The sequence below is a fragment of the Paenibacillus aestuarii genome (assembly GCF_027789125.1).
Taxonomy (GTDB): domain Bacteria; phylum Bacillota; class Bacilli; order Paenibacillales; family NBRC-103111; genus Paenibacillus_E; species Paenibacillus_E aestuarii.
In genome coordinates, this window is record NZ_JAQFVF010000048.1 from 1 (window position 1) to 21,488 (window position 21,488).

The window sequence follows — 21,488 nt, forward strand, 5'->3', positions numbered from 1 at the left end:
CAGGGTGCTCGGGAGGAGAGTCGGCAGCTGTAATTGGGCAAAACCGGACAGGCAGGGTGCTCGGGAGGAGAGTCGGCAGCTGTAATTGGGCAAAACCGGACTGCAGGGTGCTCGGGAGGAGAGTCGGCAGCTGCAATTGGGCGAAATCGGACTGCAGGGTGCTTGGGAGGAGAGCGGGCAGCTGCAAGTGGGTAAAACCCGACAGCAGCCTGCTCATGAATCGCGCAGGCTGCAGTTAAGCAGCGCAAGTGCCCCATGCGCGTGCGTAACGCGTTTTTACATATACACGTCTACATCAAATACCGCACATACACATACGCCTGAGCGAGCGCCAGCGAAACGAGCGTAATCGGCGCGCCGATTTTGAGGAACTCGAGGTAGCTGAAGCCTCTTCCTTCCTTCGCCGCCAGCCCGGCAACGATCACATTGGCCGAAGCGCCAATGATCGTTCCGTTGCCGCCCAGGCAGGCACCCAGCGCAAGTGACCACCAGAGTGTGTTCACTTCCAGCGAATCAGGGGCCAGGCCGAGACCAGCCGCCATATCTTTGATCAGCGGGATCATCGTGGCGACAAAAGGAATATTGTCGATGGTCGCGGAAGCGATTCCGGATCCCCACAAGATGAGAACCGAAGCGAGTCCGATATTTCCCTCCGTGATGTCTAACACTTTCATCGCCAGGCTTTTGATCAGGCCAACCTCTTGCAATCCTCCGACCAGGCTGAACAAGCCGGCAAAGAAGAAGATCGTGACCCATTCCACTGAGGCAAAAGCCTCCTCCACCTGATGCTCATTCAATCCCCATAACATCAGCAATACAGCACCGGTTATCGCAACAACCGCCGCTTCCACGTGAATCAGCGAATGCAGCATGAAGCCGAGCAGTGTCAACGTTAAAATGATTAAAGCCTTTTTCATCAGCCGCGGATCTTGAATGAACGACTTTTCGTCCATCGCCATGAGCTTCGCTTGCAGCTCTGGGTTCGGTTTCAGCTGATTTTTATATATCCCATACAAAATGAATAGCGTCACTGCCATAATCAAGACCGCTATCGGCGCCAAATGGATGAGAAACGCATTGAAAGTCAAATGCGGATTCGCCGAGCCGATCATTATATTCGGCGGGTCCCCTATGAGTGTAGCTGTCCCCCCAATGTTGGAGGCGATGATCTCCGCGATCAAGTATGGCACTGGATTGACGCTCAACACGCGCGTGATCGCGAAGGTCACAGGGACGACAAGCAGTACCGTCGTCACATTGTCCAGCAGAGCAGAGCCAACGGCAGTCAGCAAGGAAAGAATGAGCAGAATGCGCCGCGGCTCGCCTTTCACCTTTTTCGCAGCACGAATGGCGACAAACTGGAACACGCCGGTCTGATTGGTGATGCCAACTAGAATCATCATGCCGATCAGCAAAGTGATCGTTTCCCATTCGATGTACTGCAGCAGCGCTTTATGCACATCCAAGATCCCCGCAACAATCATGACTGCTGCGCCTAGAAGCGCAATGACGGCGCGGTTTACTTTCTCCGAAATAATGAGCGCATAGGTGACTAAAAAAATGATAAGAGCAATCCATGTCAGCATTGCGAATCCCCCTTGAATGGTTGTATTTTGCCTCGGAAATCCAAAAAAATGCAAAAAGGAGCCCGCGTTGGCAGGCTCCTCCGGTGATCTCCATATGCAATTCCAGTACATCATAGCAGGTGGGGCGGGTTTTGTAAATAACGGACAAGAGGTCTAACTACGGTGGAAAAGCATATACTTGTACAAAGTTTTGGGCAGGTATACGCAGTTCAACTTCAAGTTTTTTCGCGTAGGGGGATAACGATGAGGAAAAAGCTTTTGCACATGATCCTGTCAATCATGCTGCTGCTCGCAGGCTTAGTGTCGCCATGGGGACAAGCGGAAGCGGCTCCGCCGGGAATCAGTACGAATGCCGTCGGTGCTGCGTTAATTGATGTGGAGTCCGGACGCATCTTGTATAGCACGAAAGGTGATGTGCCGATGCGGATCGCCAGTTTGACCAAAATCATGACGGCCATCGTAGCCATCGAAAATGGCAAACTGAACGATAAAGTGAAGGTGAGCAAAACCGCTTTTGGCAAGGAAGGATCTTCCATTTATTTGAAGCTGGGTGAGGAGATGCGTCTGGAAGATATGCTTTACGGCCTCATGCTACGATCCGGCAACGATGCGGCTACGGCCATCGCCGAGCATGTCGGAGGGAGTGTAGAAGGTTTCGTCTATCTGATGAATGAGAAGGCGAAGATGCTCGGCATGGCGAATTCCCATTTTACAAATCCATCCGGGTTGGACGAAGGGGAGGGCCACAGATCCAGCGCGAATGATATGGCCAAATTGACGGCGTATGCTTTGAAAAATCCAATCTTCAAGCAAATCGTCAGCACGAAGGTGAAAAAGGTGCCCAATCCCAATGAAGCCTGGGATTATACGTGGCTGAATAAGAATAAAATGCTTTCGATGTTCGACGGCGCTGACGGTGTAAAAACGGGTTACACGAAGCTGGCGAAGCGCTGTCTCGTGTCTTCGGCGACCCGTAACGGCCAGCAGCTTGCCGTCGTGACATTGAATGACTCGAATGACTGGGCGGATCATGCGCGGCTGCTGCAGTACGGGTTCAACTATTACCCGTTACAGACGATTGCCACGAAAGGCGATGCCACAGAAGGCAGCCCTTGGGTAGTGGGACATACCGTCTCCTATCCGCTTGCCGAAGGGGAGGCGGGTCTGCTGAGCAAAAAGGTCACATTAACCGATCCGGCAACCACCGATTATCGGCTTGGCGAGAGGGGCCTGCTGCATTTTTATATGAATCAGAAGCTGATTGAGACGGTGCCGCTTTACGATAAGACGAGTACGCGCATGAAAGATGATGAACAATCGGCTTTCAGTTTTAAGCCAGGCTTGCCTTATCAGGAAACGCTGTTTACCAAGTATGTGTTTATTTGCAGGCTGTTGGTGCAGGAGCTGTTTACTTTCTCGGAGCCCGAATGGATCGATTAGGAGGCTGAACCGCATGGTGAATTGGATATGGTTGTTTTTTATCGTGGTCGGGTTTGGTGTCGCGGCTTGGAATGGGAATGTCGAGGCGGTTACGCAAGCGGCCTTCGACGGCGCCAAGAGCGGTGTCACCGTCTGCTTCGGACTGATCAGTGTGCTGGTCTTTTGGCTGGGTATGATGCGTATCGCGGAGGATGCCGGCATTCTTAGCAAGCTGGCGGTTCTGCTGCGCCCTTTCGTACGCTTTCTTTTTCCAAGTGTTCCCAATAACCATCCCGCACTTGGCTACATTATGTCGAACATGAGCGCTAACATTCTGGGGCTCGGTAATGCGGCGACGCCGATGGGAATCAAAGCGATGCAGGAGCTGCAGAAGCTGAATGCGGACAAAGACACAGCGAGTCCGGCCATGTGTACGCTTTTGGCATTGAACACGTCCAGCATCACATTAATCCCGACGACGCTGATTGCGATCCGCATGAACTTCAACTCCGTCAATCCTGCCGAAATCGTCGGGACAACGCTGATTGCGACGGCCATCTCAACGGCTGCGGCTATCCTGGTGGATCGATGGTATCGCAGGTCGCGCTCAACGATTCCACCTTTGAAAGGATGATGACGCATGTACGAAATCGTTTCGCTCATTTCGGCATGGGCCATTCCTGTCATGATCGTATTCATTCCTTTATATGCAGCCTACCGCAAGGTTCCGGTCTATGAGTCCTTTGTTGACGGAGCGAAAGATGGCTTCGATACCGCGATTAAAATAATACCGCATCTCGTCGGCATGATGGTCGCCATCTCCGTGTTCCGCGCCTCCGGCGCGATGGACTTCGTGCTCGGCTGGCTGCGGCCGCTGTTCGAACAGCTCGGCGTGCCGACAGAAGTGCTGCCGTTGGCGATTTTGCGCCCGATTACGGGAGCGGGCTCGCTAGCTTTTACCACCGACCTGATCGAGCAGTTCGGTCCGGATTCGATGATCGGTCGCATCGCGTCAACCGTGCAAGGAAGCACGGACACGACGCTGTATGTCATCACGGTCTACTTCGGCGCCATAGGCATCCGCAAAGCGGGCTATGCGCTGAAGGTCGGTTTGATTTCAGACCTCGTGGGCTTTGTGGCGTCCGTTGTGATTTGTTATTTGGTGTTTGGGTGAACATCAGGGCCTCAGGACCTCAGGACCTATGACCTTCAGGATCGCCGTCCAGCAGCCATCGCCACTCATAGGATGCTCTCTAATCCGCACAATCCGGCTTAGAGCAGCATCCTTTCTTATTATTCATGTCGCAATCCGGATTTCCTGTGCGTCAGTGCTTGTGATTTGCAAGTAACTCCGTTATCATTAGCATGAGGTGAATAGCGGATCATGGAAAGACTGCAAAAAGTGTTAGCCGAAGCGGGCATCGCATCCCGCCGGAAGTGCGAAGAGATCATTACAGCCGGGCGCGTGCAAGTGAACGGAGAAGTTGTCACGACGCTAGGGGTAAAGGTCAACCCGTCGGAAGACGAGATTAAAGTCGATGGACGGGCCATCAACTCGCAGCAAAAGATTTATGTGCTTTTGAACAAGCCCAAAGGCGTTATTACCAGCGCGACTGACCCAGGGGGCCGCAAAGTGGTCACGGACTTCCTGCCAGGCATCAAGGAGCGCGTATATCCGGTAGGACGCTTGGATTACGATACAGAAGGCCTTCTCCTGTTGACCAACGATGGAGAATTTGCTCATTTGTTAACGCATCCGAAGCATCACGTACCCAAAACGTATCAAGCGACGGTCAAAGGTGTGCCGCACGGTACGCTGCTGGACAAGCTGAGAAGCGGGGTGCAACTGGAGGACGGCATGACGTCCCCGGCAGAAGTCGAGTATGCGGATGTCAATCCGGATACGAATGAGACCGTGATCGAGATCACGATCTACGAAGGACGGAATCGACAAGTCAGACGGATGTTCGAAGCGATATCGTTTCCTGTCATCAAACTTAAGCGGATCAAATTCGGTCCGATCTTCCTGACAGGCGTTCCCCGAGGCAAGTTCCGCCATCTGACAGTTTCCGAGATTAAGGAGCTTAAGGACGCAGCGCTCTCGACACATAAAGTTCAAAAAGGCCAATAAGAATTGGCCTTCTTTTCGTTATAATGATCTATAAGAGCGTCTTCAAAAGTGAGGCGTAATTGGGGCGTAAGCGTCGTTTTGGCAAAGTTGAATGCGCTCTATTGACGCATGTGAAATGGTGTACAATGTGAATAAAAAGCGAAGGTGATTAAGCGTGGGCGCAAGGAAAAAATGGGTACAGATCGCGATATTCGCCGTCGTGCTCGTCATAGGCGTATTTACCATCATTACCAATCTGTCCGCCTCGGATAGTAAAAAATACCCGCAAGTCGGTGACAAAGCGCCGGATTTCTCGCTGGTCGGGCTCGATGGCAAGACGCACAAATTGTCAGATTACAAAGGCAAGCCGGTGCTGGTCAATTTCTGGGGAACCTTCTGCCCTCCGTGTAAAGAAGAGATGCCTGATCTTCAGAAGCAATATGACAAATGGGGCAAAGATATCGTTTTCCTGGAAGTAAACGTTGATAAGAACAAGGTGACCGTTCAAGGCTTTATGGATCAGTATAGCTTGAACCTGCCGGTGCTGTTGGATGCGAAGGAAGAAGTGCGCAAGATGTATGGCGTTATGGACTATCCGACGACGTTCTTTATTAACCCTGACGGCAAGGTGGAAGTGAAGAAAATCGGACAAATGACAGAGTCGTTTATGGAGCAAACGAACAGCCAGCTGGCCGCATTGAAAAAATCGTAACAACAGATCACGCAGACGAAGCAAGTTTTCTTGAAGAAAGCTCTTGGGAGGACAACATGTTTCACAACACCAAATGTGATTGCGGGCATCAGAATCCGACAGGAACAACGCTATGCGAATCCTGCGGTAAGCCGCTGATCGATGATGACGGCAGCGATTTGCTGGAGATGCGGTATGACGGGATGGCCCGCCGTTCACAGAAATCCAATCCTTCAATTCTGGACAAAGTCTGGAATTTCTTTTCATCGGTTAAAATAGCGGTATATATCATTCTTGTCACGTTGGTAGCCTCGGCGGTAGGGACGATTTATCCGCAGGAGAACACGTTTCTGGATATGGATCCCGCTCAGTATTATGAGCAGAATTACGGTACATTAGGCACTATTTACTATAAGCTCGGATTTTCGCATACGTTCAACTCCTGGTGGTTCATCACACTGTTGTTTATGATCGGGACATCGCTCGTGATCTGCAGTCTCGACCGGGTGCTGCCGCTGTACAAAGCGCTTTCGAAGCAGCAAATCCGCAAGCACGAGAACTTTTTGACCCGGCAAAAAGTGACCTACACCGGATCGCTGCCTGAGCAAGCGGAGGCTGTAGCGTGGACCAATCAGATGGCTGCGCTGCTCCGCAAGAAGCATTACCGCGTACATACCGACGGAACGGCGCTGCTCGCCGAGAAGTACCGTTTCAGCCGCTGGGGGCCTTACATCAATCATATCGGTCTTATCATCTTTTTACTCGGCGTCTTGATGCGCAGTATCCCCGGCTGGCATATGGATCAGTATATGGGGCTGCTGGAAGGCGAGACGAAGCAAATTCCGCACACTTCCTACTACATTAAGAACGAAAAGTTCAATCTCGAACTTTATGCAGACAAGGATTTGCCGGAGAGCATTAAAGATAAGGGACAGATCGTACCAAAAACGTACGAAACGCAAGCCGTTTTGTATCACTGTACGGCGAATTGCGATGAAAACGCAACCGATCCGGTGCTGGAAGAAGTGCACAGAGCGAACATCCTGGTGAATCATCCGCTCGATTACAAAGGGCTTCTGGCGTATCAATTCGATTACAAGGCATCGCCGATGCTGATCTCTGTGAAACCGACGTTAAGCAATCCGCAAACCGGAGAGTCGTTCGGCAGTTTCGAGCTGCCGATGAACAATCCGAAGGATGAATACGTTGTTGGACCTTACAAGTTGAAGCTGAAAGGGTATTTCCCAGATTTCGGCTTGGACGATAAAAGGCAGCCGATTTCCAAGTCCAACGAACCGAAAGCGCCTGCTTTTATTTTTAGCATTACAGGACCGAATTTAGCGGCTTCCGGAGAGCCGTATATGTATTTCCCGCGCCAGATTGATAAAGAAACGTATTCGCAAGACCAGATCAACGGTGCGATCGCCCAGAAGCTGAATATCGCCGTTGGTTCCATGGAAGGCGTTCAATTCGCCCAATATACCACTTACTTGAATATTCGCGTCGATAAAGCGATGCCTTACATTTGGGTCGGGGCGGCTATCTTCATGATCGGGGTTATCATGGGCTTCTATTGGCAGCATCGCCGCGTATGGCTGCGCATCGATGACGGCAAGCTTACGCTGGGAGCGCACACGAACAAGAACTGGTTCGGCTTGCGCAACGAAGTCGCTGCGGCACTGGCGAAGAACGACATCGTCATCTCGCCAAAATTATTAGATAAAGGTGGCAAGCAAGAGTGAACGTCAATTCCGTGAGCAGTACCTTTCTCCTCATCGCATTTTTTGTATACTTGTTAGCCTTCTTGCTGTTTGTCTTATCGATCACTGGCAAAAAATGGAGCAACCGCGATCCTGAAACACATACGAAACGTTGGGGATTCGTCGCCTTCTTAACCTCTGTAGCAGGTTTTGCTTGTCATGTGACGTTCTTCTTTACCCGTTGGGCGGAAGCCGGTCATATTCCAACATCGAATATGTACGAATTCATGACCTTCCTGGGCATGATGATCATGTTCGCGTTCCTGATCGTGTATCTGATTTACCGGACGCCTGTACTCGGCGTGTTTGCTCTGCCGATCGGCTTTATTATCATCGCTTATGCATCCGTGTTTCCGAGCGAAGTACAGCCCCTCATTCCGGCTTTGCAGAGCTATTGGCTGAAAATTCACGTGACGACCGCTGCGACGGGGGAAGCCTTCTTCGGCGTAGGTTTTGCCGGCGGACTTATGTATCTGCTCCGAGCTGTTGATTACAACGGTACCACGAAGCAAAATAAGCGCGAACAACGCGGTTTGGAATTTACATTATTATTTATTTTAATTTTGGTCGGCTTTATTGGTTCTATTTTTGCGTTTAACGGTTCAGGTTATAAAGCAACGTTCACGAAGCAAGTGACCGTGACAGATGCTCAAGGTCAACAGCAAACGACTACGCAGAGCGAAACGTATGTGCTGCCGCCGATCGTGCAGCCGTATGAAATGCAAGTGGTGGAGATGAAGCCGTTTCTCGGCATGAAGGAACCGCTCTTTACAGCACCATCCTGGATGGAAGGCGCTAGTGCGGGACGCAAGCTGAACACTGTCATCTGGTCTGTCATTACCGGTTTGATCTTATACGGCTTGGCTCGTCTGGTGTCCCGCAAACCGCTGGGCGCTGCAATTGGTCCGGTCGTCAAAGGTATGGATCCGGAGGATTTGGATGAAATTAGCTACAGAGCGATTGCGATTGGGTATCCGATCTTCACGCTGGGCGCGCTCATCTTCGCCATGATCTGGGCGCAGGAAGCGTGGGGCCGATTCTGGGGCTGGGATCCCAAAGAAGTATGGGCTTTAATTACTTGGTTGTTCTATGCTGTATTCTTACATTTACGCCTTTCCAGAGGCTGGCAAGGTAAAAGATCGGCCTGGTTGTCGGTTATCGGCTTTATTGTCGTAATGTTTACACTGGTCGGGGTGAATCTGGTTATCGCCGGATTGCATTCCTACGCGGGTGTCTAGGTTGACATCTCGTCTGCTTCTTAGATGAATAGGCAACGAGGAAGCGAATAAGAAAGGATGTGACAGGTTATGGAATTGAAAGCCAGCATACTTGTGGTTGATGACGAAGAGCGGATTCGCCGCCTGCTTCGCATGTATTTGGAAAAAGAAGGTTACATTATTGAGGAAGCGGAAGATGGCGAAACAGCGCTCCGCATGGCGATGGATACAGACTTTGACCTGGTGCTGCTCGATGTGATGCTGCCGGGTATTGACGGCATTGAGGTTTGCGCTCGCTTGCGTCAAGTGAAGTCTACGCCGGTCATCATGCTGACGGCCAAGGGCGAAGAGACGAACCGCGTGAGCGGCTTCGAAGTCGGAGCTGACGATTATGTCGTGAAGCCGTTCAGCCCGCGCGAAGTCATTTATCGCGTGAAGGCGATTCTTCGCCGCTCGTCGGCGACAGCGTACTTGTCCAAGGAGTCGACGTCCAGCAACAACATCGTGTTCCCGAATCTCGTCATCGAGCACGATGCGCATCGGGTAACGGCTGGCGGGCAGGAAGTGGCCCTGACGCCGAAAGAGTACGAGCTGCTGCACTATTTGGCTGTCTCTCCGGACAAAGTGTTCTCGCGTGAAGAGCTGCTGAAGGATGTTTGGAATTATGAGTTTTTCGGTGATTTGCGGACGGTGGATACCCATGTGAAGAGGCTTCGTGAGAAGCTGAACAAAGTATCCCCGGATGCGGCAGCGATGATCACAACGGTATGGGGAGTAGGCTATAAGTTAGAGGTGCCGAAATAAAGTGATAATTTTTAGAAGCGTTGTAGGAAAATTGTGGTTAACGATTATTGGCCTGGTTGCGGTTGTACTGCTCATACTGGGCTTTTTTCTTGTCAATTACATGGAAAATTATTTTTCTCAAGCGAAAGATCAGACGGATAACGTAAAAAAGCTGGCGGTGCGCTTCTCCGATGAAGCGTCGCGGCATATGTTTGATGAGCAATTTTACCAGCTGGCCAATGAGCTGCTCGAGTTCCAGGATGCAAGAATGATCGTCATCATGACGAACATGAAAGAAACCGTGCTGCCCAAGGTGGAAGGAAGCAGCATCCTTACTTTCCACTCGACTGATCTGTTCACGGAAGGTGAGTTGAAGCAAGTGTTTGCCGGTCAGATGCGAACGAAGCAGCTCAGTCTATCGGCGAACGGACGCTTTCGTTCAGGAGCGGAATATGTGGCTGTAGCTGTTCCGTTGAAAAATATGCAGGGTGTGATTGTGGGGGCAACGCTACTTTACCAATCTTTACAATCACTGGAAGCAACGCAGACGTACATGCTGAAGCTTTTCATCTCCGTTTCGATCGTCGGATTCTTGATGACAACGTTTTTCGCGTTTTTCTTATTTTCGCGGATTACCCGGCCGCTGCAGCAGTTGAAAAAGGCGGCGGATCTGATCGCGATGGGGCGATATGGCACGCGTGTGCCTATTGTTTCTAAGGATGAGATCGGTGAGCTGGCCAAGACGTTTAACCATATGAACGAAAAGATGCAGAACAGCATAGAGGCGCTAAGCCAGGAAAAAGAGCACCTGTCCAGCATTTTGGGGAGTATGACAGATGCGGTCATTACGCTGGAAGCGGACGGTTCGGTCATGCTGACCAACCCGCAGGGCGAGCGCATCGTGCAGGAATGGAGCACGATCGAATGGTCGGAGGAAGCGACGGAGCGCTTCCGTAAGCCGGATACATCGCTTGGCGACTGGGGGTTGACGAGCTACCGCAACCCGAACAACAAGCCGATTCCGGTACCGCTCATCCCACTCTTCGAAGCGGTGGTTGAAGAGTCGAGCGAGACGACGTCCAAGCTGCATGTGCAGAACGGTGTATGGTCCGTCGCGATGACGCCGCTTTACGCGAGCGAACAAGTGCGCGGGGCCGTCGCCGTGCTGCGCGATGTGACGGAAGAGGAGCGCCTCGACAAGCTGCGCAAAGATTTCGTCGCCAATGTGTCGCACGAGCTGCGCACGCCGCTCTCCATGCTGCAGGGCTACAGCGAAGCCCTGCTCGATGACATCGCCTCCACGCCGGAGGAGCGGCAGGAGCTGGCGCAGGTCATCCACGACGAGTCGCTCCGCATGGGGCGACTCGTCCGTGACTTGCTCGATCTGGCCCGCATGGAAGCTGGCCATCTCGAGCTGCACTTCAGGGAGGTCGAAGTCGACTCCCTGGTGCGCCGCATGCACCGCAAGTTTACGGTGCTGGCCAAAGAGCGCGGCATCGCGCTGAGCGTCGAGCTGCCGGAGATGCCCCTCATCCTCCAGCGGGCGGATGAGGACCGGCTCGAGCAGGTGCTGACGAACCTGCTCGACAACGCCTTCCGGCATACCGCTAGCGGAGCCGGCATTACAGTAAAAGCAGGGCCGTCGTCGTACAAGGACCAGCCGGCCGTGTGCATCGAGGTCATCGACGAGGGGAAAGGGATTCCCGCCGACGACCTGCCGTTCATCTTCGAGCGCTTCTACAAAGCGGACAAGGCGCGGACACGCGGTTCCACCGGAGGAACCGGACTGGGGCTGGCGATTGTCAAAAATATTATCGACTCGCACCAAGGCAGTGTCAAAGCTTATAGTACGGTCGGTCAAGGCACGACTTTCAAAATCTTATTGCCCTCTGTCATAAAAACACAGAATTGATAGACAATTTCGACAAATAAAGAGGCGTTTGCTGCAGAATCTGTGCAGCAAACGCCTCTTTTTTGTAGAAATAACAAGCAAAATCTTGTTGTTCGTGAAACACTTTGATTCCTGCCCGGGTTGAATTATACGGTTAAAGCACGGACATTAACAATTTCCGTCAGCTTGCTGAGGTCTTCCAGGACAAGGGTTGGAGCGGATTTATCAATCGTCAGCACCATGATCGCGGAGCCGCCGATGACTTTACGTCCTACCTGCATCGTGGCGATGTTCACATCGTTGCTTCCCAGCAAGGTTCCGACCCGGCCGATAATCCCTGGCTTATCGTTGTGGGAAATCAGCAGCAGATTGCCTTCCGGTGCGAAGTCGACCGGATATTGATCGATGCGGACGATCCGTTCGCCATAGCCGGCCAGCAGCGTACCGGCAAGTGTTTTTTCCTCTTGCTTCGTTTTCACAGTCACAGTCACGAGGTTCGTAAAGCTGCTCGCTGTGCTCGAGGATTGCACGACAATGTTCACACCGCGTGATTTAGCCACATGCATGGCATTGATGATGTTGATGCCTTCCAGCTGGTTCTGGAACACGCCTTTGACGATATAACGTGTCAGTTGAGCCGTATCGACATCAACCAAATCACCGGCATAGCCAACGACGATTTCAGAAACAGCACCTTGCGCGATTTGCCCGAGAATGCTGCCGATCTTCTCGCCAAGGCCGAAGTACGGTTGCAGCTTGCTGAGCACATTAGCAGGTACCGGCGGGATGTTCACGGCATTTTTGAACGGCTCGTTGCGCAAAATATGCAGCACTTCCTCCGAGACGTCGATCGCCACATTCTCTTGCGCTTCTACAGTGGATGCGCCAAGGTGAGGGGTCACGATAATTTTTGGATTGTTCAAGAACGGATGATCCTTTTGCGGAGGCTCGACTTCAAACACGTCGAACGCTGCTCCAGCAACGATGCCTTGCTCTATGGCTTCCACCAAAGCCATCTCGTCGATGATGCCCCCGCGCGCACAGTTGATGATGCGAATGCCTTTCTTCATCAGTTCGAATTGCGGCTTGCCGATAAGGTGGCGCGTTTCCGCTGTCAGCGGTGTGTGCACCGTAATGAAATCCGCTTGCGCCGCGATCTCATTCACAGTGCCAAGCTTCACACCGATCTTCTCCGCGCGATCTTCAGTCAAGAACGGGTCGTAGCCGATCACGTTCATGCCGAACACTTTGGCGCGCTTGGCAACTTCGCTGCCGATACGGCCCATGCCGAGAATACCGAGCGTTTTGTTGCGCAGCTCGACGCCGACGAATTTGCGGTCCCATTCGCCGCCAACGGTTTTCTTGTACGCCTGCGGAATCATCCGTGCTACGGACATCATCATGGCAAAGGTCAGCTCGCATGTCGCGATCGTGTTGCCATCCGGCGCATTGATGACGACGATTCCGCGTTTGGTTGCAGCTTCGAGGTCGATGTTGTCGACACCGACACCAGCGCGGCCAATTACTTTCAGCTTGCTTGCGGCATTCATAATTTTCTCTGTAACTTTCGTTTGGCTGCGGACGAGCAGGGCGTCATATTCGCCAATGATGGCTACCAGTTCATCTTCGGAGAGTCCAGGCTGTTTGACAACTTCGACATCGTTTGCATCATAAAGCATTTGAATTCCCATGTCGCTGATTGGATCGGATACTAATACTTTGTACATCATCATTGCCTCCTTAAAATATGAACAATTGAAAATAAAAAAACTCCCAGCCCTCCAGATACAGACACTGCGGTCTTTATCTAAAGGGACGAGAGTTGCTTTCGTGGTACCACCCTAATTCGCTACCCGTTCGCACGGAGAGCCTCAACGGTCTTGCGACCAGGAACTATAACGGGTTCCGAACCCGATTGCATCTACTTGATTTCAATGCAATAACTCTGGAGTGCTCCGCAAACGTTCGCTGCCGATTTCCACCTGCCATCGGCTCTCTGTAAGCTACTGTCTTGCTTGGCTCCGTCATCGCTTCACTGCTTTATCGAATTTTTAATAGAGTAACACGGCTTCGGGGAGGTGTCAATACATGTCGATTGAATTTTTGCACAATGAATTTTTATTTTTTTGTGAGTATGCATCATGCAGATGAGGCGCTAAAAGGCTTGAATTTTAGCCCAATTTTCGCTATTCTTCTTATTGATTAGGTTCCCTGGATCAGGGAAATCAGGGAAGGGGGGACTTCGATGGAAGTCATCAGCATACAGCCAAATCAATTCCTGAAGGCACTGGAGCAGGAACAGTTGAAAGACAGCATGATCCTGGACGTCAGGGAGCCTTATGAGTGGGAATATTATCATCTGGATGAAGCCACACTTATTCCTATGCAGCAAGTTCCGTTGCGTATGGGCGAATTGCCAGAAAATAAAGATATTTACATCGTTTGCGCGCATGGGGTACGGAGCTATCGGGTTGCTGAATACTTGCTCGACAACGGTTTTGACCGGATCATCAATGTAGAGGGAGGCATGGCGGCGATCGGTATGCTCCGCGGTTTTCAATACGACTGATGTTCTAATGAGGCTTTCGAGCCGCAGGAATCAAAAAGCCGGACGCAGGCAGCGTCCGGCTTTTTGATTAATTCACATCAGAGAAAAACGGCAGCTGCGGCAGCGGCTCTTTGCTGTAAAATCTGGCTTTGCCCTTGACAAAGTCCCCGGTGCGGACAGCATCTGTGCTGAGCAGCAAATTGATCGTCTGATTGACGTCGTTGACATTTAATTTCTGCGATTGGCCCGCAGCAATAAACTCATCGATACGAGCGGTCAAATCTTGTGGAAAGTACGGTGTGAGGGTTTTGTTTTTCAGCAATTTGGCCGTTATGTACAAGTCCTTGACATTGACATTCATCGCTCGCCATTGATCCAGATTGGCGTTGTTGTTTGGATCAAACACTTCCAGGTCGTGATCGATGGTTTCGTTCCAGGCGACGATGGATTCAAAATAATCTTTCTGCGCGGATAACGCTTGCGTTTTGGCCTCCTGGATGAAGGAATTGTTATCGATCGCCATCATCAGCTGCGCGGCGCTCATGCTGTTCGCTTTGCTTTGAAGATCCTTCAGGCCGTCGGCGAATAGCTTAAGGCTCTTCAGGTAGCTTTGATGCGACTGCACGAGCAAAGGCGATGATGCAGGCATAGATTTGGCTTGTAGGGTGGTAAATCGGTCATCTGCGATTTTGGACAGCTCCTTGAGTGCTGCCGATGCATCGATTGTAGAATTGCCTTGACCGATCTGATTCATCTGTTCAAACCATTTATTCTGAAATTCCCTAAAGGGTAAAAAGATGGTATGGTAATAAGAGACTAAAACCTGCTGGTCATAGGCACCTACATCTTTGGTGGCAGGCTTGCTAGCCTTCATCATATTTGCATATCGTTCATCCGCTTTCTGCTGGCCAATTTTGAGCCCGTAAAAAAAGGCGCCGAGGATGCAAACCAGCATAAAAATGAAGGTGAGGGCAAATAAATAATCCGTGCGGGTCAGACGTTTATCCATAATCAAGCTCCTATTCTCTCTTTTTCTTAAAATAGTATAGGTGAATCGGCTAGAAAAGGGAATATGTGAGGAAAAGAGGAAGCTATACATGAAAAAATTCGATTTCAAAAATATTCGCTTCGGCAAAATCGATCCGAGTGACCTGAACGATCGGACTTTACTGCTCAATTTGTACATAACCCAACTTCTAACCCTAATTATCGGCATTGTGATCGTATTTTTTCAGAGCAATCATAAGATTCTTTCGTTATTCGAAATCAAAGGTGGTTGGGCCATACCAGTGTGGGGCTCCGTCTATGCTGTGGCTGTCTTAGCCGTCGACCTGCTGATCTCCAGATGGGTGCCCAAAGAGGTCTCTGACGATGGCGGCATCAATGAAATGATTTTCGGCAATCGGGCCGTTTGGCATATCGCTTTAATTTCATTCATCGTCGCGGTTTGTGAGGAAGTGCTGTTTCGCGGCGCGCTGCAATATTGGTGGGGGCCTTATTGGACAAGCATCGTATTCGCTGCGATCCATATCCGTTATTTGCAGCATTGGCTGATGACCGGAATGGTATTCAGCATCAGTTATGGCCTTGGCTGGATTTATGTGCAGACCGGAAGCTTGTGGACGCCGATTATCGCTCACTTTATTATTGATTTTGTGATGGGATGCATTTTACGTTACGGTAAGGAGGATAAATCGTAAACATGAACGCGCAAGATCAGCCACCGCGGTTAACACCAGATAGTCAATTGGCTATTGAAGATGAAGACACCTATTTGCCGCCGCGTAAAGCGGTCCATCCTTCGGAATATGGGAAATGGACACGAATCTTTTACTTAACTTTATTATGGTTGTTTATTATGCTGGTGATCGGTTTAACCGTGTGGGGAATCCGCTATACCTGAACTTTAAAGTTTGTATAACTCCGCAGAAGAAGCTATGATAGATTCATAGTTTCTTTTTTGATAAGGAGGAGCAACGGGATGAGTTTACAGTTATCAAAATGGAATGCCATAATGAAATGTTTCGTGATTGTCGCTTTATTATGTTCAAGCCTGATTTGGTCCGCCAAACCTTCATATGCGTTATCTTACGGCTATGCCTCTTATCCGCAAGGGACGATTGGACTGCAGCGCCCGGATATCGGCGTACGCATCAATTTAAGCGAAGGCAAGACGCCGGCAAGCTATCATTTTTATTTGAACGATACCGAGGTCGCGGCTACCTACGATCCGGTATCCGTGAAATACACATACCGTCCCGCGGCGGATTTGCCGCCTGGCAACTACACAGCGCGCCTCAAATTCACATTTGACGGTTATGAACCGGTAAATATCGAATGGTCGTTCACCGTCTCGGCGAATGCCATTACGCTGTCAACCGAGACGAACAAAGAACAACAGGATGGGCTGCGCGCGATCAATGATTATCGTGCCAAGCTAGGGCTGTCTCCGGTATCGTTCAGCGACGCGCTGAATACGGCGGCGCAGAAGCATGCGGAATACTTGTCCCAGAACAAGATCGATCCGATTTACACGCCGGTATCCATGCATGAAGAGGACATGTCCTTGCCTGGCGCGATTGGGAAGACCCTGGCCGACCGCATCGCTTTCATCGGCTATAACCGCTCAAGCTTTGAGGACGTCGCCTACCAGAAGACATCGCTGGTCGAGGCGATCGACGGCTTGTTCGATGCACCGTATCACCGCTCGCCGTTCATGGTGCCCTCGCTGGTGGAAATCGGCATCTATAAATCGGGCAACTTCCATGTGATAGAGTTCGGCTATGCGGACAGCGGTCCGGAGCTGACGGTTTCGCCAAGCAGCAACGATCTTTACGTTCCAACTGCGTTTGATGGTCATGAGACTCCCGATCCGATTCGCATGCATACAGGAACGGACTACCCGGTCGGCTACCCGATTATGGCTAGCGTGAACGGAACGGGCGTGCAGAAAGTTAATCTGCTCGACGCCAAGCTGGTCGACGAGAGTGGCAGCAATGTGCCGCTGCTGCAGAATGATCCAAGCTCAGACGACCATCTGAGCAACGAAGTGATTCTCATGCCGGCGAAGCCGCTGCAGCTGGATACTTCGTATACAGCGAGCGTGAAGCTGACGGCTGTGATGAAGGACGGCAGCACGATGCCGTTCGAGAAGGAGTGGACGTTCCGGACGGAGCCCAAGGATGGCCTAGGTGTGTTGAAGCTGCATCAGGATGCGGTTGCTTATACGAGCCAAATGAAGAACTTTGGCCTGAACCGGAGTCACACCGTTAGTTTCGGCTTGGATGACACGAAGTATTTGTTGGATATGATCCCATTCCCGATGCAGCAGACGCCATATATCGAAGATGGGACATCGTACCTGTATATCCGCGACCTTGCCTCGGCGCTCGGGGCAACGGTTGAGTGGGATGATGCGAATAAAGCGGCGATCTACAAGAAAAAGGATAAAACGATAGTGTTCTATACGAATCGGAATGCTTATGCGGTCAATGGCGTTGAGCATACAACGGATTCAGCGGCGAAGCTCGTGCATGAGACGACGATGATCCCTGTTCGCTTGCTGTCCGAAACGTTAGGCGCTAAAGTCGGCTATGTGGACAGTACAAGAACAGTGAATATCTCTTATTAATGAAATAAGCCCTGCACCATTTAATGGTGCAGGGCTTTATTGCTTTATCTCATCTCCAGCTCGATGGCGTTCGGATCTACAAAAGAGTATCCTTTTTCTTCAAGCGTGGTCAAAAGTTTATCGAGAATGGAAACGGTCCATGGCAGCTCATGCATCAAAATATTACTTCCGCCGTGAAGCTGCTTGAGCACATTTTCCACCACTTTGTTCGGATCGTTCTTGGCATTGGTCATTTCCCAATCAAGTGAGCCGTTGGACCACGTCATATAGAGCATATGTTTGTCTTTAATTTTTTGCTTTAAATAATCATTGCCGGAACCAAATGGAGGACGGAAAAATTGCGGCTCTTCACCAATAATATCCTTGACGATCTTCTGCACGTCGTCGATCTGCTGATCGATCTTGGCATTGGTCATATCTTTCAAATTATCGTGATCCCAGGCATGGTTGCCGATGAGATTGCCGCTGTCATGGACCAATTTCACAAGCTCAGGCTTTTGTTTGATGCGGTAGCCGTTCATGAAAAAAATTGCTTTCGCGTTATGCTTTTTCAACGTTTCAATAAGCGCGGTATTCATTTCTTTGTCTTTCGGCCCATCATCGAAGGTAAGAAGCACGACTTTTTTGTTGCCGCTCGGATCGTTCGGGACAATATCATAATTTTTGTTCATATGATATGTCTTTTTGATTTCCGGAGCTGGCGTAGGTGTTGGAGCTGGCGTCGCTGTCGGCGTTGGCATTGGGACGGGTGTCGGGCTCGGTGTCGCAGCTTGAACCGGCGCCGGGCTGACCGTGGCTATCGGTGCCGCGGTGTTCTGCCCGCTGCATGCGGTCATCAGTAGGGCTGTACAGACCAGGACTGCACTTGCTTGTTTCATATGTAGTCTCCTCAATCAATCTTGCTCTGCGCCCGCAGAGCTATCAGTATTTTACCACAATTCCGCGCGTTCATGTCCCCTTTGTTTTCCTGCTCGCGAAGCGTATGCCCCCTCCTGTTCTCGCACAAGCTAATCTTGATTCAAACTACATGACATGGAGGGAGACCAAATGAAAATTGGCGCATTTTTACTTGGTGGTATTGCAGGCGCAGCAGCGGTCATTTATTTGAATCGCAAAAGCAAGAACATGATGTTGTCTGCATTCAGTTCGTCCAGCGATTCGATGGGCAAGGCTATGGATAAAGCGAGAGACAATTTCGCTAGTAAATCTTTCAAGGATACGACAGTCAAAAACTTCTCCAATGCAAGCTCGGGAGGGCTCAACGAAGTTGATAAAATCGTCAACAAAGACCCTGGGCTTAAGGCTGCTGTCAGTGAAATCATGAAGGATTCGAAGGAAACGACAACAACCATCCAATAACCATCATACCTAAGCGCAGTCAGGCTGCTCACGCGGCCGGCTGTGCTTTTTTTATTTATACTTAACTTCCACGTGCATTTAAGGCCAAATAGTGTTAACATGATAGGTGAAAACGAAAGAATACGTGTCCATTTCGTTTTTCGAGGTTCACCTTTTTCTATTTTTATCATATTCTGATTCTAATAAGGTGAACATGCTTAAGAGGATTGCTTTTCCCTTAGAAAAGCTTAAAGGAGGATCCTATCATGAAAATTGAACGCTTAAGTCAGGATAAGATACGGATTTTCCTAACATTCGATGACTTAACAGAACGCGGGATTCAAAAGGATGACATGTGGAGGGAAATTCCCAAAGTTCATGAACTTTTCAGCGAAATGATGGACCAGGCGTACTCTGAACTCGGATTTGACCCGTCCGGACCTCTTGCCGTAGAAGTGTTCGCGCTTCCAGCACAAGGCATGGTTGTTATTGTAACCAGAGGCAAGCTTGATTTGTATGCGAACTCCGACGCATATGACGAACATGAAGCTGATGAAGTCTACGAGATGGAAGTCACGATGGAACAGAGTGATTTGATCTCCTATGCCTTCCGTGATTTTGAAGACCTGCTTCGCGCTGCGAAAGTAATCAATCCGCTTCTGATGGAAGGCGGAACATTGTATTCCTATAAAGGAAAATATATTTTGCAATTGGAGCCTGTTGAGCTGGAAGACTCCAAGTATCAGGCGCTCATCGCCGTGCTGTCCGAATTCGGCGAGGCCGCTTCGGTAACCCCTGCGGTGCTCGAAGAGTACGGAAAGATTATTATCGCAGACGATGCGGTGAAAGAGCTTTGCCGCCATTTCCGTTAAGGCGGAGGCTTGCTCATGCAGCAGAATGAAACAAGCATCTTCAAAAACATTTGTTTTTGCAAGATGCTTTTTTAAGTTGTGGATCTTTACCTCATACCTGTTCGGGAGGCGACATCATGAATGGCGGATACAGAGCGGAATCCTCTTGCGGCAGCATCGCCTGCTGTTGATTTGGAAGCGCTGCTATCTTATTATCAGAAGCAGCTGCGTGAAGAAGCATTCGTCTACTTGCAGAAGAGAGGTATCGAAGAAGAAACCGTCCAACTGTTCAGGATCGGTTTTGAAATCGGTAAAATTGGTTTCTATATCAATCAAAACCAACTAGGGGATTATTTTGAGAACCGGGTTATTATTCCGATATGCAATTATGAAGGCGAAATTGTGGATCTCGTCGGCCGGGCTATTGATCATCGCGAGCCCAAATATAAGCCTTTATACGGTGTGGACCAGTTCTTATTCCACTATCAGTCCTTACATGATTCTGAAGAGGTTGTACTTTGTTCCGGTATTTTCGATGTGCTGATCCTGGCACAGGCGCAGATGCCGGCTGTTTGCGTTCCAGATTTTGCAGTGTTCAAAGAGGTTCACGCCCCGCTGTTTCTTGACAAAAGAGTTTATATATGCATGGGCAACGATGAAACGGGGCGCAGGGAAGCTTCCCGCATAGAATCCTTATTAAGGGAACATGCTAAAGAAACTTACATCGTCCATTTACCGGAAACGATCCGGGATGTGAATGATTTTTTTATCCGCGTGAAAAATCCAGCCGAAACGTTCATCCAACTCGTCACGGAAACCGTCGAAGCCACGATGCTGACGCCGGTAGCGCCGGATATGAAGAACAGTACGATCTTTTTGGAAGAATATATGAAAAGACACCGCGGTCAGGCCGCAAGCATTTCCACGGGCTTCGCCAAGCTCGATACTTTGCTTTTCGGCGGGTTCAATCACGGATTGTATCTGCTTGCGGGAAGCGGATCTGTCGGGAAAAGCATGCTGTTGAAGCAAATGGCCGATCATGTGGCAGCTGAACAAATACCGGTGATCTACGTATCCTGGGATATGACCAGCTTTGAGCTGTGGGCCAGGAGCATCGCACGCATTCTCGGCGTTGCGCCGCAGCAAGTGCTCGGCGGCAAAGTGGAGCCCGATCAAGTCGCCGAGGCGAACAAAGCTTACGCGCCCATCAGCAAAATGCTCTGGACGCTGGAATGCACGATGGATACGACGCTGGAGCAAGTCGCCGCATCCATCGAACGGATCGAGATGATCGTCGGCCGCGTCCCGGTCATCTTCATGGACCATCTACAGCGTATTCCGGTCCAGAAGGCGATCGCACAGCCGAACGGGCTGCAGCCGCAGGCGTTGGTCGCATACACGCTGAAGATGTGGTCGCGCGAGTGGAACTGCCCTATCATTGCGGCGACAGCCCTCGACTCCGGGGAGGGCAATGTTCCCGAAGCGGTTCAGGCTTCGGCAGATGTGGTCATGAGCATGCGATCGAATCCGGCCGGTGCCGGCGGTACCGGTACTGGTACCGGACAAGAGATGTTGATCGAATTAACGAAGAACCGTAATGGCACCTTAGGCAGCTTTCCGATGCATTTTCATGATGAACGCGCTCTATTTACTGAATAATTCG

At 50.5% G+C, this 21,488-nt stretch carries 21 protein-coding genes and 1 other annotated feature; of the genes, 17 read left to right on the plus strand and 4 right to left on the minus strand.

Annotated elements, in window-relative coordinates; genetic code table 11:
• The coding region (locus O9139_RS19990) for a hypothetical protein (protein WP_270881232.1) at nucleotides 1-239 on the plus strand (239 nt) is incomplete at its 5' end.
• A 51-nt stretch (nucleotides 240-290) separates the two neighbouring features.
• On the opposite strand, the gene O9139_RS19995 is transcribed toward O9139_RS19990, so the two are convergent.
• On the minus strand, nucleotides 291-1,586 hold the full coding sequence (locus tag O9139_RS19995; protein ID WP_270881233.1) for an ArsB/NhaD family transporter: 1,296 nt from the start codon (nucleotides 1,584-1,586) through the stop codon (nucleotides 291-293).
• 243 nt (nucleotides 1,587-1,829) lie between these two features.
• Between O9139_RS19995 and O9139_RS20000 the strand changes: the two genes are divergently transcribed.
• The 9 genes from O9139_RS20000 to O9139_RS20040 all read left to right on the plus strand — a co-directional run bounded on the left by O9139_RS20000 (nucleotide 1,830) and on the right by O9139_RS20040 (nucleotide 11,478).
• A complete protein-coding gene (locus tag O9139_RS20000) occupies nucleotides 1,830-3,026 on the plus strand; it encodes a D-alanyl-D-alanine carboxypeptidase family protein (protein WP_270881234.1) in 1,197 nt (398 codons plus the stop codon).
• A 13-nt stretch (nucleotides 3,027-3,039) separates the two neighbouring features.
• Nucleotides 3,040-3,639 (plus strand): nucleoside recognition domain-containing protein, encoded by a 600-nt coding sequence (locus tag O9139_RS20005; RefSeq protein ID WP_270881235.1) that lies wholly within the window; start codon nucleotides 3,040-3,042, stop codon nucleotides 3,637-3,639.
• Between the two features lie 6 nt (nucleotides 3,640-3,645).
• Nucleotides 3,646-4,179 (plus strand): spore maturation protein, encoded by a 534-nt coding sequence (locus O9139_RS20010; protein ID WP_270881236.1) that lies wholly within the window; start codon nucleotides 3,646-3,648, stop codon nucleotides 4,177-4,179.
• A 210-nt stretch (nucleotides 4,180-4,389) separates the two neighbouring features.
• Nucleotides 4,390-5,136 carry a pseudouridine synthase gene (locus tag O9139_RS20015; protein ID WP_270881237.1) on the plus strand — a complete coding sequence of 249 codons (747 nt, stop codon included), beginning with the start codon at nucleotides 4,390-4,392 and terminating at the stop codon, nucleotides 5,134-5,136.
• A 154-nt stretch (nucleotides 5,137-5,290) separates the two neighbouring features.
• Nucleotides 5,291-5,827 carry a redoxin domain-containing protein gene (locus tag O9139_RS20020; protein ID WP_270881238.1) on the plus strand — a complete coding sequence of 179 codons (537 nt, stop codon included), beginning with the start codon at nucleotides 5,291-5,293 and terminating at the stop codon, nucleotides 5,825-5,827.
• Between the two features lie 56 nt (nucleotides 5,828-5,883).
• On the plus strand, nucleotides 5,884-7,548 hold the full coding sequence (resB, locus tag O9139_RS20025) for a cytochrome c biogenesis protein ResB (RefSeq protein ID WP_270881239.1): 1,665 nt from the start codon (nucleotides 5,884-5,886) through the stop codon (nucleotides 7,546-7,548).
• Nucleotides 7,545-8,804, plus strand: coding sequence for a cytochrome c biogenesis protein CcsA (gene ccsA, locus O9139_RS20030; RefSeq protein WP_270881240.1), 1,260 nt, complete (start codon nucleotides 7,545-7,547; stop codon nucleotides 8,802-8,804). The genes resB and ccsA overlap by 4 nt, the downstream gene beginning before the upstream one ends.
• Nucleotides 8,805-8,873: 69 nt before the next feature.
• Complete coding sequence (locus O9139_RS20035; RefSeq protein WP_270881241.1) at nucleotides 8,874-9,587, plus strand: response regulator transcription factor; 714 nt, start codon at nucleotides 8,874-8,876, stop codon at nucleotides 9,585-9,587.
• 1 nt (nucleotide 9,588) lies between these two features.
• A complete protein-coding gene (locus tag O9139_RS20040) occupies nucleotides 9,589-11,478 on the plus strand; it encodes a sensor histidine kinase (RefSeq protein WP_270881242.1) in 1,890 nt (629 codons plus the stop codon).
• A 125-nt stretch (nucleotides 11,479-11,603) separates the two neighbouring features.
• Here the strand turns inward: O9139_RS20040 and serA are convergent, their stop codons facing one another.
• Nucleotides 11,604-13,184, minus strand: a complete 1,581-nt coding sequence (gene serA / locus O9139_RS20045) for a phosphoglycerate dehydrogenase (protein WP_270881243.1) — start codon at nucleotides 13,182-13,184, stop codon at nucleotides 11,604-11,606.
• 81 nt (nucleotides 13,185-13,265) lie between these two features.
• Nucleotides 13,266-13,494 (minus strand) — a binding site (T-box leader).
• Nucleotides 13,495-13,702: 208 nt separating this feature from the next.
• Between serA and O9139_RS20050 the strand changes: the two genes are divergently transcribed.
• Entirely contained in the window at nucleotides 13,703-14,026 is a 324-nt protein-coding gene (locus tag O9139_RS20050; protein ID WP_270881244.1) for a rhodanese-like domain-containing protein, read from the plus strand.
• 67 nt (nucleotides 14,027-14,093) lie between these two features.
• On the opposite strand, the gene O9139_RS20055 is transcribed toward O9139_RS20050, so the two are convergent.
• Nucleotides 14,094-15,014: a hypothetical protein gene (locus O9139_RS20055; protein WP_270881245.1), complete on the minus strand. Its 921-nt coding sequence runs from the start codon at nucleotides 15,012-15,014 to the stop codon at nucleotides 14,094-14,096.
• Between the two features lie 88 nt (nucleotides 15,015-15,102).
• Here O9139_RS20055 and O9139_RS20060 point away from each other — a divergent pair, with 88 nt between their 5' ends.
• The 3 genes from O9139_RS20060 (at nucleotide 15,103) to O9139_RS20070 (ending at nucleotide 17,636) form a co-directional block, all read left to right on the plus strand.
• A complete protein-coding gene (locus tag O9139_RS20060) occupies nucleotides 15,103-15,705 on the plus strand; it encodes a CPBP family intramembrane glutamic endopeptidase (RefSeq protein ID WP_270881246.1) in 603 nt (200 codons plus the stop codon).
• A gap of 2 nt (nucleotides 15,706-15,707) precedes the next feature.
• On the plus strand, nucleotides 15,708-15,908 hold the full coding sequence (locus O9139_RS20065; RefSeq protein WP_270881247.1) for a hypothetical protein: 201 nt from the start codon (nucleotides 15,708-15,710) through the stop codon (nucleotides 15,906-15,908).
• Nucleotides 15,909-15,986: 78 nt separating this feature from the next.
• Entirely contained in the window at nucleotides 15,987-17,636 is a 1,650-nt protein-coding gene (locus tag O9139_RS20070) for a stalk domain-containing protein (RefSeq protein WP_270881248.1), read from the plus strand.
• Between the two features lie 44 nt (nucleotides 17,637-17,680).
• Here the strand turns inward: O9139_RS20070 and O9139_RS20075 are convergent, their stop codons facing one another.
• Nucleotides 17,681-18,514: a polysaccharide deacetylase family protein gene (locus tag O9139_RS20075; protein WP_270881249.1), complete on the minus strand. Its 834-nt coding sequence runs from the start codon at nucleotides 18,512-18,514 to the stop codon at nucleotides 17,681-17,683.
• Nucleotides 18,515-18,683: 169 nt separating this feature from the next.
• Here O9139_RS20075 and O9139_RS20080 point away from each other — a divergent pair, with 169 nt between their 5' ends.
• The 3 genes from O9139_RS20080 to O9139_RS20090 all read left to right on the plus strand — a co-directional run bounded on the left by O9139_RS20080 (nucleotide 18,684) and on the right by O9139_RS20090 (nucleotide 21,484).
• The gene (locus O9139_RS20080; protein ID WP_270881250.1) at nucleotides 18,684-18,995 is read left to right on the plus strand and encodes a hypothetical protein; all 312 of its coding nucleotides are present in this window, start codon (nucleotides 18,684-18,686) and stop codon (nucleotides 18,993-18,995) included.
• A gap of 245 nt (nucleotides 18,996-19,240) precedes the next feature.
• Nucleotides 19,241-19,846: a genetic competence negative regulator gene (locus O9139_RS20085; protein WP_270881251.1), complete on the plus strand. Its 606-nt coding sequence runs from the start codon at nucleotides 19,241-19,243 to the stop codon at nucleotides 19,844-19,846.
• A gap of 120 nt (nucleotides 19,847-19,966) precedes the next feature.
• A complete protein-coding gene (locus tag O9139_RS20090; protein WP_270881252.1) occupies nucleotides 19,967-21,484 on the plus strand; it encodes a DnaB-like helicase C-terminal domain-containing protein in 1,518 nt (505 codons plus the stop codon).
• The last annotated feature ends 4 nt before the right edge of the window (nucleotides 21,485-21,488 follow it).

Excerpts from the sequence above, each read along its gene's own strand:
- O9139_RS20070 (WP_270881248.1), top strand. The coding sequence starts at position 15,987 with ATGAGTTTACAGTTATCAAAATGGAATGCCATAATGAAATGTTTCGTG.
- O9139_RS20080 (WP_270881250.1), top strand. The coding sequence starts at position 18,684 with ATGAAAATTGGCGCATTTTTACTTGGTGGTATTGCAGGCGCAGCAGCG.
- O9139_RS20035 (WP_270881241.1), top strand. The coding sequence starts at position 8,874 with ATGGAATTGAAAGCCAGCATACTTGTGGTTGATGACGAAGAGCGGATT.
- O9139_RS20050 (WP_270881244.1), top strand. The coding sequence starts at position 13,703 with ATGGAAGTCATCAGCATACAGCCAAATCAATTCCTGAAGGCACTGGAG.
- O9139_RS20010 (WP_270881236.1), top strand. The coding sequence starts at position 3,646 with ATGTACGAAATCGTTTCGCTCATTTCGGCATGGGCCATTCCTGTCATG.
- serA (WP_270881243.1), bottom strand. The coding sequence starts at position 13,184 with ATGTACAAAGTATTAGTATCCGATCCAATCAGCGACATGGGAATTCAA.
- O9139_RS19995 (WP_270881233.1), bottom strand. The coding sequence starts at position 1,586 with ATGCTGACATGGATTGCTCTTATCATTTTTTTAGTCACCTATGCGCTC.
- resB (WP_270881239.1), top strand. The coding sequence starts at position 5,884 with ATGTTTCACAACACCAAATGTGATTGCGGGCATCAGAATCCGACAGGA.
- O9139_RS20005 (WP_270881235.1), top strand. The coding sequence starts at position 3,040 with ATGGTGAATTGGATATGGTTGTTTTTTATCGTGGTCGGGTTTGGTGTC.
- O9139_RS20075 (WP_270881249.1), bottom strand. The coding sequence starts at position 18,514 with ATGAAACAAGCAAGTGCAGTCCTGGTCTGTACAGCCCTACTGATGACC.
- O9139_RS20015 (WP_270881237.1), top strand. The coding sequence starts at position 4,390 with ATGGAAAGACTGCAAAAAGTGTTAGCCGAAGCGGGCATCGCATCCCGC.
- O9139_RS20090 (WP_270881252.1), top strand. The coding sequence starts at position 19,967 with ATGGCGGATACAGAGCGGAATCCTCTTGCGGCAGCATCGCCTGCTGTT.
- O9139_RS20055 (WP_270881245.1), bottom strand. The coding sequence starts at position 15,014 with ATGGATAAACGTCTGACCCGCACGGATTATTTATTTGCCCTCACCTTC.
- O9139_RS20085 (WP_270881251.1), top strand. The coding sequence starts at position 19,241 with ATGAAAATTGAACGCTTAAGTCAGGATAAGATACGGATTTTCCTAACA.
- O9139_RS20065 (WP_270881247.1), top strand. The coding sequence starts at position 15,708 with ATGAACGCGCAAGATCAGCCACCGCGGTTAACACCAGATAGTCAATTG.
- O9139_RS20060 (WP_270881246.1), top strand. The coding sequence starts at position 15,103 with ATGAAAAAATTCGATTTCAAAAATATTCGCTTCGGCAAAATCGATCCG.
- O9139_RS20000 (WP_270881234.1), top strand. The coding sequence starts at position 1,830 with ATGAGGAAAAAGCTTTTGCACATGATCCTGTCAATCATGCTGCTGCTC.